We start from the raw sequence: 12,416 nt of genomic DNA, 5'->3' as shown, positions 1-12,416 counted from the left end.
AGCGCCCCGGCGGTTGCCGAGCGCATGAGGTGCCGCCGATGGAGGGCCGGTCAGCCGCCGACGCCGGCCGCCGGCAGCCGCGCCGCGGGCGCCGCCCGTTCCCGCAGGAAGCGTTCGAAGGCCTCGGCCGGCACGGGGCGGGAGATCCAGTAGCCTTGCAGCATGTCGCAGCCCATGGCGCGCAGGGCGGCGGCGTGTTCGGCCGTCTCCACCCCTTCGGCCACCGTCGAGAAGCCCAGGTTGCGGGCCAGCGTGATGATGGTGGAACAGATGGCCGCGTCCTTGCCCGACGACGCCAGCAGGTCGCGCACGAAGGTCTGGTCGATCTTCAGGGTGTCGATGGGGAAGGTCTTCAGGTAGTTGAGCGACGAATAGCCGGTGCCGAAGTCGTCCACCGACACGCTCACGCCCATGGCCTTGATGGCCTCGAGCGTCGCCACCACGCGCTCCACGTCGCCCGACATCACCGTCTCGGTGATCTCGAGGTCGAGGCACTGCGGCGGCAGCCCGGTCTCCTCCAGGGTCTGCGCCACCGTCGCCAGCAAGCCCTGGTCGCCGAACTGGCGCGGCGACACGTTCACCGAAATGGAGGCCGGGGCGATTCCTTGCGCCCGCCACTGCACCATGAGGCGGCAGGCCTCGCGCAGGATCCACCGGCCCATGGGCATGATGAGCCCGCTTTCCTCGGCCAGCGGGATGAACTGCATGGGGCTGACGAGGCCGAGCTGCGGGTGCTGCCAGCGGATCAGCGCCTCCGCCCCCACCACCGCCTGGGTGGCGGCGTCGACCTTGGGCTGCAGGTGCAGCTCGAACTCGTTGCGCGCCACGGCGACGCGCAGGTCGTTCTCCATGGTCAGCACGGCGAGCGAGCGCTGCGCCATGTGCGGCTCGAAGGCGGCGTAACGCCGCTCTCCGCCGCGCTTGGCGTGGTACATGGCGACGTCGGCGTGGCGGATGAGCGCCGCCGCGTCGTCGCCGTCCTGCGGCCAGTAGGTGATGCCGATGGACGGCACGCAGAACAGCTCGCGCCCGACGATGGAGAAGGGCTCCGACATGCTGTAGAGCACCTTCTCGGCGATGTAGCTGCCGATGTTGCCCTCCCCGCAGTCGGGCAGCACGATGAGGAACTCGTCGCCGCCCAGGCGCCCGACGGCGTCCGACATGCGCACGCAGTGCCGCAGGCGGCGCGCCGTCAGCTTCAGCAGCTCGTCGCCGGCGGCGTGACCGTAGCTGTCGTTGACGTACTTGAAGCGGTCGAGGTCGAGGAACAGCACGCAGACCCGCGTCCCCGTCCGCCGCGCCCGCAGGATCGCCTGTTCCAGACGGTCGGTGATGAGGTGGCGGTTGGGCAGGCGCGTCAGCTGGTCGTAGTTGGCCTGGAAGCGGATGCGCTCCTCGTCGCCCTTGCGCCGGGTGATGTCGGTCGCCGCCGCCACGTAGCGCAGGATGGCGCCCCGCTCGTCGCGCACCGTGGTCACCGACAGGTCCATGAGGAAGGGGCGGTCGTCCTTGCGCTCGGCCCATACCTCGCCGCGCCACAGGCCCTGCTCGGCGGCGGCGGACCACATCTCGCGCTCCAGGTTCTTCTCGTGAAAGCCGGGGGCGAGCAGATGCGCCGGCCGCCCCACCAGGTCCTCGGCGGCGTAGCCGGTCATGGCGGTGAAGGCCGGGTTGACGGCGCGCACCACCTGGGCGTCGTCGATGAGCAGGATGCCTTCCGCGACGCTCTCGAACACTTTGGCGAGCATGCGGATCTCTTCCTCCGCCTGCTTGCGCGCCGTGATGTCCTCCACCGTGCCTTCGTAGTACATGAGGCGGCCGTGGTCGTCGCGCACGCAGCGGGCGTTCTCGGTGATCCAGATCACCTCGCCGTCCTTGCGGCGGATCTGCGCCTCGAACTCGCGCACCATGCCGGCGCGCTCCATGAGCGCCTTGAAGCGGTCGCGCGCCTGCGGGTCGACGTAGAGCTGGCCGGCGATGTCGGTCAGGCCGTCCATCAGCTCGCGCGGGCCGTCGTAACCGTAGATGCGCGCCAGCGCCGGGTTGACCTGGATGTAGCCGCCCTGCGCGGTCGACTGGTAGATGCCCTCGACGGCGTTCTCGAAGATGCCGCGCCAGCGCCGTTCGGCCTCGCGCAGGGCCTGTTCCACCGCCTGCTGTTCGGAAATGTCGGTCAGCAGGGCGCAGGCGTGGGTGTCCGACAGGCGGCGGACGTGCAGCGTCAGGGTGCGGCCGGCGAGCGCGAAGGCCAGGATGCGGTCGTCGCGGTCATGGGCGAGGGCGTCGGCCGTCAGGTCCAGGTCGTCGCCCAACAGCTCGTCCAGCGACCCGCCGAGCAGCCGAATGACCGGGCGCCCCGCCAGAGTGGCGAAGGCGGCATTGGCGAACACGATGCGCCCCTGCGCCAGCACCGCCACGCCGTCGGGCAGGTGGTCCAGCAGAGAACGCGTGATGCGGGCCGGCAGGGGGTGCCGGTCGGCGGTGGCGTCGAGCATTCTGCACAGCGTCTCGTCAATGGCCGCTCGGGCATGGCGGCTTGCCCACAGAATAGGCGTCGCAATTGTGCCATGCAACAAAAGGCTTTGGTCGGCTGCACCGAAAGGGGTAAGCCCCGCCGCACGATTCGCCCAAGCAAAAGCCCCCGCCGCGGGTGGCGGCGGGGGCTTTTGCAGCAGAATCGGGTCAGTAGCCGACGGCGCTCAGGTAGAGGTCGAGCAGTTCTTCCTGCTCGGCGCGCTCGTGCGGCTCCATCTTCCGGATGCGGATGATCTGGCGCATGATCTTGGTGTCGAAGCCCGACGACTTCGCTTCCGCGTAGACATCCTTGATGTCGGAAGCGATGTTGGCCTTCTCCTCCTCCAGGCGCTCGATGCGCTCGATGAAGGAGCGAAGCTGGTCGGCGGCGATGCCGCCGACGTCGTTGCTGCTGGCCTGCGCGGCGCTCTCGTCGGCCATGGCGTGGCAATCCTCGTTGTGTGGCAATGGGTTGAGCGGCACCGACTCGGGTTGCGGCGCCGGACCGAGGCGCGAAGATAGCCGAGCCGCCGAGCCCCATCAAGGGACGATGCCGGGACCGCGATGCCCCCTTTGGCCTCCGCGGCGTGATCGCGTATAACGGAGCCCATGGAGCCCGCTGCACCCACGCCTGGAACCCCGCCCTCCTCGCCCCTCGAGCGCCTGACGGTGCTGCTGGTGGAGGACAACCTCTATATCCGCGACATTCTGGCGCAGACGCTGCGGAGCCTCGGCTTCCGCAAGATCGCGCTGGCGCGCAACGGCGAGGAAGCGGTCGGCGTCCTGCGCCGCCGCGGGGCGCTGGCCTCCGGCGGGCAGGCGGTGCTGGCCGTCGACCTGGTGATCTCCGACATGGTCATGCGGCCGGTCAACGGCCTGATGCTGCTGAAGTGGGTGCGCCAGCGCAAGGAGAGCCCCAACCGCTTCATGCCCTTCATCATGCTGTCGGGTGCCGCCGACCGCGAGTTCGTGGAAGCGGCGCGCGACCTGGGCGCCGACGAGTTCCTCGCCAAGCCGTTCTCGGTCACCGCCGTCTACGAGCGCCTGCGCTGGGTGATAGACCACCCGCGGCCCTTCGTCTGCACGCGCGACTACTTCGGCCCCGACCGCCGCCGCCACCGCGGCGCACCGCCCGCCGACACCGGCGAGCGCCGCCGCGAGGGCGAGGAGCACGCCACCGTCGTCTACAGCGGCGACACCATCGTGCGGCCGAAGCAGGCGGGCGACGTGTGGCTGTTCAAGCTGCCGAACCTGATGCGCCAGAAGATGGGACTCGCCGACCCGGGCGAGGACTTCGCGCTGCCCAAGGGCCTGCTGGACGAGGCGGAAGCGACGCTGGAACGCCACGCCGCCGACTTCCACGACTGGGCCGGGGAATACCTGAAGCGGCTGGCCGATGCGGTGGAGGGCGCGCGACTCGTGCCCGGCCTGCGCCACCGCGACTTCGAGGCCATCAACGCCACGGCCCACGAACTGCGCGGCGAAGGGGGGACCTTCGGCTATCCGCTCATCACCCTGTTCGCCAAGAGCCTCTACGAGGCCACCGGCCAGGGCAGCCGGCAGGACGACGCGGCGCTGGAAGTGGTGAAGGCGCACATCGACGCCATGCGCGCCGTCATCCGCGACCGCATCTCCGGCGACGGCGGCGAGACGGGCCGCGAACTCTACCGCACCCTGCAGCAGGCCATCGAACGCTGGCGGCCGGACCTGAAGAAGGCGGAGCCGGCCGCCCCGCCGCCGCCGGCGGCGGCGACGACGGCGGGCAAGGCCTGATCCGCCGCTGCGGGACGGCGAGCTACTTCTTCGCGATCACCCAGACGGCGTGGATGATGCCCGGGATGTAGCCGAGGATGGTCAGGATCACGTTGATCCAGAAGTGCTTGCCGAGCCCGACCTCCAGGAACACGCCGAGCGGCGGCAGGATGATCGCCAGGATGATGCGGAAGACGTCGCCCGCCATGCTGTCGCCGGTACCGCGGTGACCATCGGCCATGTCTGTTCCTCCGTTGCGGGTTTCGCTGTGTCGTGTCCTCACAACGGGCGACGGGGCCCGCCTGTTCGCCGCGCCCGAGTCGGACGTGGTGACGCAGGCGGGCGGGACCCGCGGCGTCAGCGGCGCAGGTCGATCTCGACGCCCGGCTCGCCGGAGAACTCCACCAGGACGTCCTCGTCGCGCACGATGTACTGGCAAGCCAGGCGGTAAGCCGGCGGCACGTCGTTGGTCTCGGCCTCGTAGAGCGCGTCCTTCGACAGCTTGCCGTTGACCGACAGGGTGAGCTTCTCCTTCTCGGTCAGGCCGACGGCCATGGGCTTCTTGTCGCCGAGCGGCGTCACCTTGATGAGGCAGGCGCCGCATTCGCCGTCCTGGCACTGGAAGGGAATGGGAATCTCGTGGCGCTTGGCCAGCGCCAGGATGGTGGAGGTGTCGCCGGCCACCGCATAGACCGTGCAGTCGCGGGGCATGCCGGGGCCGGAAAAGGTGACGTTCGCCATGGGTGTCAGTCCTTCTTGCGCTCGATGAGCCGCGTTGGAAGATGCCGCACCTGGGGGGAACGCCGTCATATGCTCATATTTTAGGCGCAGGTTCGGTAGGGACTATTATTTCATCACGGAACAGGTTATCAAGGTTTTCATCATGACGGAGCTGTGACGGCTCGGCGCACAGGCCCCCAGGCCCGACCGGCAGGCACCGCCCCACCATGAGGAGAGCGAATCCGATGGCTCACGTGATCTTCTTCGGCAAGGCCGATTGCCCCGCCAACGCCAAGCAGCGCCGCCAGTTGGAGGCGGCCGGGCATACCCTGGACGTCCGCGATCTCGCCGCCGAGCCGTGGACGCCCGAGAGCCTGATGGCCTTTTTCCAGGGCCGTCCGGTCGCGACGTGGCTGAACAAGCTGCACCCCAAGGTGCGCACCAACGCGATCGACCCCGACGCCCAGACGCCGGACAAGGCCATCGCGCTCATGCTGGCCGACCCCGATCTCATCCGCCGCCCGTTGTTGCAGGTGGGCGAGCAGAAGCGCTTCGGCTACGACCCGGTCGCCATCGAGGCGTGGATCGGCCTGCGGCCCAAGGCCGACGGCATAACCTGCGACGAAAAGCACGCGGCCGGCCGCTGCGACCACGGCCACCAGCACTTCCCGCAGGCGGCCAGCGCCTGAGGACGGTCACCGTCACCGCACGACGTCCGGGGAGGAGCGGCCCACGCCCCTTCCCGCACGCCGCGCCACGGCCCGCGGCTATTCGGCCGCCTGGCTGTAGGCGCCCCAGCGCGCACGCCACTGGCGGCGTTGCCGCTCGTGGTGGGCGGTGAGCAGCGGACTGGCGATCAGGTAGACGACGCCCAGCATCACCAGCGAAACCCAGGGGTTGGCGTCCTCGACGCCGAACAGCATCAGCTCGAGCGTCAGTTCGAACGCCGCTGCCGCCAGGGCGAAGACGAGCGCCTTCAACGCCGGCGGAGCACCCAGGTCCGGTTCAGGAATGGGCGGCAGGGACTGAGGCATGGCGCACCTCGCATGTCGGGTATTCCCAAGGTTTAACGCTTGGGTCCCGGCGAGGCTGCTTCAACTGCCCGTACGGGTGGGACCGTCGGGATTCTGCCCTTCCGCGAGCATTTTCCGCCGCCGCCGCAGCCATGTTTCATAGGCGAAATAGCCGGCGCCGAGCCCGAAAGCGAGCCCGAGGGACCGCCACGGTTCCGGCTCGGCACCGCCCAGGGTCAACTCCAGCGACAGCGAGACGGCGCCGGCGATCAGCCCGATCACCACGGCCTTCAGGATCGGCGGCGGGCCGTAGCTGCTGGGCGGCGGAGTCGGGCCGGTCGGCGGCGGGGTGGCGGTCACGGGCGCGTCCTCAGCAGAACTCTTCCACCCAGGCGATGCGCAGGATGTTGGTGGTGCCCGGCGTGCCGAAGGGGACGCCGGCGGTGATGACCAGACGCTCGCCGACCTTGGCGATGTCCTGGTCGAGGGCGATGCGGCAGGCCTTTTCCACCATCTCGCCGAAGCTGGTCAGTTCCGTCGTCACCGTGTTGTGGGTGCCCCAGGCGAGCACCAGCCGGCGCGCCACGCGGCGGTCGGCGGTCAGGCAGACGATGGGCACCAGCGGCCGCTCGCGGGCGGCGCGCAGGGTGGTGGAGCCCGACGAGGTGAAGGTGACCACGGCGGCGGCGCGCAAGGTCAGCGCCACCTGGCGGGCGGCGGCCGAAATGGCGTCGGCGGCGGTGTTTTCCGGCGCCTCGCGGCTCGCCTCCATGATCATGCGGTAGGTGTCGTCTTTCTCCACCCGCTGGATGATCTTGTCCATCATGGACACGGCTTCGATGGGATAGGCACCGGCGGCGCTTTCCGCCGACAGCATCACCGCGTCGGCGCCGTCGTAGATGGCGGTCGCCACGTCGGAGGCCTCGGCGCGGGTCGGCGCCGGGTTCTGCACCATGCTCTCGAGCATCTGCGTCGCCACCACCACGGGCTTGCCGACGTGGCGGCAGGCCTGGACGATGCGCTTCTGCAGGATCGGCACGTTCTCCGGCGGGCTTTCGACGCCGAGGTCGCCGCGCGCCACCATGACGGCGTCCGACAGCTCGATGATCTCGGTCAGCTTGTCGATGGCCGAGGGCTTTTCCAGCTTGGAGATGACGGCGGCGCGGCCGGCGATGAGCTTGCGCGCCTCGGCCACGTCCTCGGGCCGCTGCACGAAGGACAGCGCCACCCAGTCGACGCCCAGGTCGAGGCCGAACTGCAGGTCGCGGCGGTCCTTGTCGGTCAGGGCGGAGATGGGCAGCACCACGTCGGGCACGTTCAAGCCCTTGCGGTCCGACAGCATGCCGCCGGTCAGCACCGCCGTCTCGGCGAAGTCGGGGCCGTGGCTTTCGACGCGCAGACGGATCTTGCCGTCGTCGAGCAGCAGTTCCGTGCCCGCGGTCAGGGCGGAATAGACCTCGGGGTGCAGCAGGGGCGCGCGGGCCTCGGTGCCCGGCGTCTCGTCCATGTCCAGGCGCAGCTTGTTGCCGGCCTTGAGCAGGACCTTGCCGTCCGCGAACTTTCCGACGCGCAGCTTCGGACCCTGCAGGTCCATGAGGATGGCGATGGGCCGGTCGAGCTTCTGCTCGATGGCGCGCACGATGTCGTAGCGCTCGCGATGGTCCTCGTGGGAGCCATGGCTGAAGTTGAAGCGGAAGACGTCCGCGCCGGCAAGGCACAGGGCTTCGATGGTGGCGGCGGTGGAACTGGCGGGCCCCAGCGTCGCGATGATCTTCGCGTTGCGATAGCGTCTCATGGTGGCCTGAGCATAAACGCATCCGCCGCCGCCCCGAAAGAGGCTTCAGGCCGGTCGGGCTTTAAGTTTTCGTGATCCGGCTATGCATCGGGCGGCAGCACCAGCACGGCGCGGAAATCGTTTACGTTGGTCAGGGTCGGCCCGGTGGTCACCAGCGCGCCGAGCGCCTGGAAGAAGCCGTAGGAGTCGTGGCGCGCCAGATGGTCGGCCGCCGCCACGCCGGCCGCCCGCGCCGCCGCCGGCGTGCCCGGCCCGGCCAGGGCGCCGGCGTTGTCCTCGCTGCCGTCGATGCCGTCGGTATCGCAGGCGAGCATGTGAATGCCTGCCGCCCCCTCCAGCGCCGCAGCCATGGCGAGCACGAACTCGGCGTTGGGACCGCCCCTGCCCTCGCCGCCGTGCGTGACCGTCAACTCGCCGCCCGACAGCAGCACGCAGGGCGGCGCCACCGGCATGCCGTGGTCGCGGCACGACAGCGCCATGCCGGCGAAGACCTTGGCGACCTCCTTCGCCTCGCCCTCGATGACGTCGCCGAGCACCAGCGGCGTCACCCCCGCCGCCAGCGCCGCATCCCGGGCCGCCAGCAGGGACGCCAGGGGGCGGCCGATGACCCGCGTCTCCACCGACTCGAAGGCCGGGTCGCCGGGCTTGGGCGTCTCCGCCTCCTCGCGGTCCAGCCACGCCGCGATGCTGGCCGGAACGGCGATGCCGTAGCGGCGGAGGATGGCCTGCGCCTCGTGCCGGGTCGTCGGGTCGGGCACCGTCGGGCCGCTGGCGATGACCGAGGGGTCGTCGCCCGCCACGTCGGAGATCACCAGCGCCAGCACCCGCGCCCCGCCCGCCGCCTGAGCCAGCCGCCCGCCCTTGACGGCGGAGACGTGCTTGCGCACGCAGTTCATCTCGTCGATGGCGGCACCCGACTGCAGCAGCGCCTTGGTCAGCGCCTGCTTGTCCTCGCGCGGAATGTCGCCGGCCGGCTTGGACAACAGCGCCGAGCCGCCGCCCGAGACGAGGCACAGCAGCAGATCGTCCGGCCCGAGCCCCTGGGCCAGCGCCAGGATGCGGTCGGCCGCCGCGGCGCCGGCGGCGTCGGGCACCGGGTGGGAGGCCTCGACGATCTCGATGCGCCCGGCCGGGCAGCCGTGGCCGTAGCGGGTGACCACCAGGCCCGACAGCGGCGCGTCGGCCGGCCACGCCGCGTCCACCGCCCGCGCCATGGCGGCGGAGGCCTTGCCGGCGCCGACCACCACGGTGCGGCCGCGCGGCGGCTCCGGCAGGGCCGGCGGCACGATGAGCGCCGGGTCGGCGGCGGCGACGGCAGCGTCGAACAGGCGGCGCAGGAAGGCTTCGGGCTCGGTCATCGGTGGCGATCCTCCGGCGTCAGGCCTGCGGGCGGCAGTGGGTCTCGCGGGTGAGCAGGGCGGCGGTCACCGCCAGCGCGCTGCACACCGGCAGCACGATCATGGCGCTGCGCCACGCTTCGGCGGCATAGACGCGAGCGCCGTCGAGCGTCTCGCCGGTCCACGCCAGGTCGAGGAACCAACCGATGAGCGGTTGGAAGATGGCGCCCGACGACATCACCGCCATGTTGACGACGCCCAGCGCCGCACCGCTCGCCCAGCCGGGAGCGTTCTCGCGCGCCGTGGCGAAGGTGAGCACGATGCCGCCGGCAAACAGGCCGGTGAGGAACAGAACCGGGTAGAGTGCCGCCAGCGGCAGATCAGCGAAGAGCAGCACCAGCAGGCTGCACAGCGACCCGCCCGACGACAGCAGCATGGGCACCCGGCGGCGGCCGATGGCGTCCGTCAGCCAGCCGAAGAACGGCGACCCGAAGCCCCAGCCCACCAGCATGAGCGAGGTCATGAGCGCCGCCTCGGGCCGCGTCATGTCATAAAGCCGCATCATGTAGGGCACGCCCCACAGGCCGGCGAAGCTGAGCATGGGGGCCGAGGTCATGGCGCCGTAGAGGCCGATGACCCAGATCTGCCGCGCGCCCAGCACCCGCTTCAGGCCGCTGAGGAAGGCGTGGTCGGCGGCCGGCGGGCGGGCCTTGGCGCCGGCGCCCGGCCGGTCGCGCACGATGATCCAGGCGGCGAGGCCGAGCACGGCGGCGAAGACGGCGGCGCCCACCATGGTGCCGCGCCAGCCCACCGCCTCCACCGCCGCCGACAGCGGTGCCTGGCCGCCGACGGCGCCGGCCATGCCGAGCGCCATGGTCATGCCGGAGACGAAGGCGAAGCGCTTGGGCGAGAACCACGCCCCGGCCAGCGTCAGCGCCGCCACCCAGGTCACCGCCGCGCCGACGCCGATGAGCGCCCGGCCGACATAGGCCAGCAGCAGGCTGTCGGCGAAGGCGAAGCCGGCCGATCCGGCGCAGGACACGATCGCCGCCGCCGCCAACACCCGGCGCGGCCCGAAGCGGTCGAGCACCAGCCCGACCGGGATCTGCAATCCGGCGTAGGTGTAGAAGTAGAGCGACGACAGGGTGCCGGTGATGGCGGCGCCGACGGCGAAGTCGCGCATCAGCTCGCCCACCATCACCGACGGCGCGACGCGCTGGAAGAAGCCGTAGCAGTAGAACAGGGCGCCGAAGCCCCACATGAGCCACGGCACCCAGGGCGCGATGTCGTCGGTGCGGCGCGCACCGTCGGCGGCCGCCGCGGCCGCCGTCGTCTTGCCTCCCATGGTCGTTCCTCCGGCCCGTTGTCCGGGCTCTAAGGTTGCGTCAGGCCGCGCCGGTCGTGGAGTTGCCGGCGGCCGGCGGCTTGGGCGTCTTCGAGCCGCGACGCGCCAGGAAGATGCCCGCAAGGATGATCACACCGCCGACGCCCTGCCAAGGGCTCAGCGGCTCGTTCAGGATGGCCCAGGCCAGCACCGCCGCCACGGCCGGCTGCAACAGCAGCGACACCGAGCTGAAGTTGGCCGGCAGGTGGGCGAGCGCATAGGCGATCAGGCTCTGGCCGCCGAAGTGCGACACGACCGCCAGGCCGACCAGGATGGCGAGGCCGTAGAGGCTGACGATGGCGAGCCCCTCGCCCGCCACCAGGGTGCACACCAAGAGGCCGGCGGTGGTGTAGACGGTGCTCCAGAACATCAGCACCGAGGTCGAGAACCGCGCCCGCAGCCGGCCGATGGACAGGATGTAGGCGGCATAGAACACCGCCGTCACTACGCCCAGCACGTCGCCCATGATCTGCTCGGACGAGATGGTCAGGCTCTCGCCCATGAGCACGATGGCGCCGCCCATGGCGAGCCCCATGCCGCCGAGGAACATGGGCGTCGGCTTGACGCGCCACAGCAGCCAGCCGCCGAGCGTGACGAACACCGGCGCGAAGTTGGCGAGCAGGGTGGCGTTGGCCACCGTCGTCATGGTGATGGAGATGTGCCACACCGCCAGGTCGCCCATGAACGACAAGCCCGGAATGGCAAGCAGCAGATGGTCGCGCAGGGTGCTCGGCCGCGCCTGCCCCTGCGGCTTGCCGCGCCCCTCCATGCTGGTCCACGCCCACAGCAGCGGCAGGGCGAACAGGCAGCGGTAGAAGGCGGTGGCGATGGGCCCCACCTCCGACAGGCGCACGAAGATGGGCGCGAACGCGATGCCGACGGCCCCCAGCAGCAGGGCCGGCAGGGCGAGGCGAACCAGGGGGGCGGAGGTGGCGGACAGTGTGGTCATGATGGGCAACAGTACGGGCGTCCTGCCCTTTCGGCAAAGGTCCATTGTGACGCGGGCATGGCGGCGCCGTGCGCCCCCTATTGGCCGAGCCGTCGGATCGGGTATAGTCCCCCGATCATGACCGATACGCAGATCCACCGACTGAACCGCGAACTGCCGCCGTTGCTCGGGCCGGAAGACCCGCCGGCGGCCGAACTGGTGAACGGCGACGGCCGTGCGCCGCTGCTCATCGTCTGCGACCACGCCGCGCGCACGGCGCCCAAGGCGCTCGGTGACATGGGCGTGCCGGCGGAGGCGTGGGAGGAGCACATCGCCTGGGACATCGGCGCCGCCGCCGTCACCCGCCGCATGGCGGAGCTGCTGGACGCGCCGGCCATCCTGTGCGGCTACTCGCGCCTCGTCATCGACTGCAACCGCCAGCCCGGCCACCCCGGCAGCGTGCCGCCGGTGTCCGACACCTGGCCGGTGCCGGCCAACCAGAACCTGACCCAGGCGCACCTCGACCGCCGCCTGGACGAGATCTTCCACCCCTACCACCGCGCCATCACCAACACGCTCGCCCACCTGTGGCAGCGCGACCCCGAGCGCGCGCCGGTCATCTTCGCCGTGCACAGCTTCACGCCGTGCATGAAGAGCGGTCAGCCCCGCCCATGGCACGCCGGCATCCTGTGGAACAAGGACCCGCGCATCGCCACGCCCATGATCGACCACCTGCGCCGCGCCCACCCGGACCTCGTGATCGGCGACAACGAGCCCTACGACGGCCGCGAGATCGCCTATACCACCGAGACCCACGCCGCCGCCGCCGGCCTCGCCCACGCCTCGGTGGAGGTCCGCCAGGACCTCATCGCCGACGCCGCCGGCGCCGCCGCCTGGGCCGCCCATCTGGCCGATGCCCTGGGCGCCGTTCTGCGGCAGGAGCCCCGCGTCCACCTCGTGGAACACTACTGAC

Annotated in this window: 13 protein-coding genes; 3 read left to right on the top strand and 10 right to left on the bottom strand. The window is 70.8% G+C overall.

Annotation, left to right across the window (positions count from 1 at the left end; all coding sequences use genetic code 11):
* Window positions 1-50 precede the first annotated feature (50 nt).
* Both CRP50_RS04060 and CRP50_RS04055 read right to left on the bottom strand, forming a co-directional pair.
* Window positions 51-2,495, bottom strand: a complete 2,445-nt coding sequence (locus CRP50_RS04060; protein WP_097277674.1) for a bifunctional diguanylate cyclase/phosphodiesterase — start codon at window positions 2,493-2,495, stop codon at window positions 51-53.
* Window positions 2,496-2,682: 187 nt separating this feature from the next.
* Window positions 2,683-2,955, bottom strand: a complete 273-nt coding sequence (locus CRP50_RS04055) for a DUF2312 domain-containing protein (protein WP_097277673.1) — start codon at window positions 2,953-2,955, stop codon at window positions 2,683-2,685.
* Window positions 2,956-3,123: 168 nt separating this feature from the next.
* Between CRP50_RS04055 and CRP50_RS04050 the strand changes: the two genes are divergently transcribed.
* Window positions 3,124-4,287 carry a response regulator gene (locus CRP50_RS04050; protein WP_097277672.1) on the top strand — a complete coding sequence of 388 codons (1,164 nt, stop codon included), beginning with the start codon at window positions 3,124-3,126 and terminating at the stop codon, window positions 4,285-4,287.
* 22 nt (window positions 4,288-4,309) lie between these two features.
* Here CRP50_RS04050 and CRP50_RS04045 read toward each other — a convergent pair whose 3' ends face one another.
* On the bottom strand, window positions 4,310-4,474 hold the full coding sequence (locus tag CRP50_RS04045) for a YqaE/Pmp3 family membrane protein (RefSeq protein ID WP_097277791.1): 165 nt from the start codon (window positions 4,472-4,474) through the stop codon (window positions 4,310-4,312).
* Between the two features lie 149 nt (window positions 4,475-4,623).
* Window positions 4,624-5,007: a 2Fe-2S iron-sulfur cluster-binding protein gene (locus CRP50_RS04040; RefSeq protein ID WP_097277671.1), complete on the bottom strand. Its 384-nt coding sequence runs from the start codon at window positions 5,005-5,007 to the stop codon at window positions 4,624-4,626.
* A 224-nt stretch (window positions 5,008-5,231) separates the two neighbouring features.
* Here CRP50_RS04040 and CRP50_RS04035 point away from each other — a divergent pair, with 224 nt between their 5' ends.
* On the top strand, window positions 5,232-5,675 hold the full coding sequence (locus CRP50_RS04035) for an ArsC/Spx/MgsR family protein (RefSeq protein ID WP_097277670.1): 444 nt from the start codon (window positions 5,232-5,234) through the stop codon (window positions 5,673-5,675).
* Between the two features lie 78 nt (window positions 5,676-5,753).
* On the opposite strand, the gene CRP50_RS04030 is transcribed toward CRP50_RS04035, so the two are convergent.
* The 6 genes from CRP50_RS04030 to CRP50_RS04005 form a co-directional block, all read right to left on the bottom strand.
* Window positions 5,754-6,020, bottom strand: coding sequence for a hypothetical protein (locus tag CRP50_RS04030; RefSeq protein WP_141415060.1), 267 nt, complete (start codon window positions 6,018-6,020; stop codon window positions 5,754-5,756).
* A 60-nt stretch (window positions 6,021-6,080) separates the two neighbouring features.
* On the bottom strand, window positions 6,081-6,359 hold the full coding sequence (locus tag CRP50_RS04025; protein ID WP_097277668.1) for a hypothetical protein: 279 nt from the start codon (window positions 6,357-6,359) through the stop codon (window positions 6,081-6,083).
* 10 nt (window positions 6,360-6,369) lie between these two features.
* The gene (pyk, locus tag CRP50_RS04020; RefSeq protein WP_097277667.1) at window positions 6,370-7,794 is read right to left on the bottom strand and encodes a pyruvate kinase; all 1,425 of its coding nucleotides are present in this window, start codon (window positions 7,792-7,794) and stop codon (window positions 6,370-6,372) included.
* An 80-nt stretch (window positions 7,795-7,874) separates the two neighbouring features.
* Window positions 7,875-9,152 (bottom strand): glycerate kinase, encoded by a 1,278-nt coding sequence (locus tag CRP50_RS04015; RefSeq protein ID WP_097277666.1) that lies wholly within the window; start codon window positions 9,150-9,152, stop codon window positions 7,875-7,877.
* A 19-nt stretch (window positions 9,153-9,171) separates the two neighbouring features.
* The gene (locus CRP50_RS04010) at window positions 9,172-10,476 is read right to left on the bottom strand and encodes an MFS transporter (protein WP_097277665.1); all 1,305 of its coding nucleotides are present in this window, start codon (window positions 10,474-10,476) and stop codon (window positions 9,172-9,174) included.
* A gap of 40 nt (window positions 10,477-10,516) precedes the next feature.
* Window positions 10,517-11,464, bottom strand: coding sequence for a DMT family transporter (locus CRP50_RS04005; protein ID WP_176525013.1), 948 nt, complete (start codon window positions 11,462-11,464; stop codon window positions 10,517-10,519).
* Window positions 11,465-11,581: 117 nt separating this feature from the next.
* On the opposite strand from CRP50_RS04005, the gene CRP50_RS04000 reads away from it, so the two are divergent.
* Window positions 11,582-12,415, top strand: coding sequence for an N-formylglutamate amidohydrolase (locus tag CRP50_RS04000; protein ID WP_097277664.1), 834 nt, complete (start codon window positions 11,582-11,584; stop codon window positions 12,413-12,415).
* Window position 12,416 lies beyond the last annotated feature (1 nt).

It is taken from the genome of Caenispirillum bisanense (assembly GCF_900230255.1).
GTDB classification, from domain to species: domain Bacteria; phylum Pseudomonadota; class Alphaproteobacteria; order Rhodospirillales; family Rhodospirillaceae; genus Caenispirillum; species Caenispirillum bisanense_A.
This window is presented reverse-complemented; position numbering and strand designations above follow the sequence as displayed.